This is a genomic window from Synechococcus sp. R55.7, assembly GCF_047461955.1.
Lineage (GTDB): Bacteria > Cyanobacteriota > Cyanobacteriia > Thermostichales > Thermostichaceae > Thermostichus.
Map to the genome: position 1 here is coordinate 1 of NZ_JANSIC010000454.1, position 749 is coordinate 749.

A 749-nucleotide genomic window follows, 5' to 3' on the forward strand; every position below is an offset into this window, starting at 1 on the left:
GAAGCTTGAGGAGAAGAAAGCGGGATGGCCAGATGTGACGTTTGCGGAAAAGATCTTAGCTACAGCGATTATCAGTGGGCCAAGCGCTGCGCCAATCCCTACGGGAAGTCTCACCTCATCTGCTTCGACTGCTACAGTGGTTCGTCTTGTCCCATCTGCTATTCCCCTCTGGAGCCGGCAGAATAGAAAGAGGCGTTCTCAAAAGCTGCTTGTCGGTTACTCGACTCCCATCCCCCTAGCTCCTCGGAGGGGGCGATGGTCGACAAGGGTCTCGATGGTTTTCCCAAGGGAGCCGGAAAAGTGCGCATTGGCCAGGGCTACGACATCCACCGCCTCGTCGAGGGGCGCCCCCTGATCCTGGGCGGGATCCGGATCCCTTACGAAAAGGGGCTATTGGGCCATAGCGACGCCGATGTCCTCACCCACGCCATCATGGATGCTCTCCTGGGGGCTGCCGCTCTGCGGGATATTGGCTACTACTTCCCCCCTGAAGAAGAGCGTTGGAAAGGGGCAGATAGCATCCTTTTACTACAGCAAGTGGTGCAGCTGGTGGGCCAAGAGGGCTGGTGCGTTGCCAATGTAGACAGTGTGGTGGTGGCGGAGCAGCCCAAGCTCAAACCTCACATCCCCGCCATGCAGGCCCGCCTGGCAGAGGCGATGCAGATCTCCCCCAAGCAAGTGGGGGTCAAGGCTACTACTAACGAAAAACTGGGCCCCATAGGTCAGGGAGAGGCCATTGCTGCCTTCGC

1 protein-coding gene is annotated in these 749 nt (G+C 58.7%); it reads left to right on the forward strand.

All coding sequences use genetic code 11. The features are described 5' to 3' along the window. Window positions 1-300 precede the first annotated feature (300 nt). On the forward strand, window positions 301-749 hold a 449-nt coding region (gene ispF, locus NW820_RS13090; protein WP_414407735.1), incomplete at its 3' end, for a 2-C-methyl-D-erythritol 2,4-cyclodiphosphate synthase.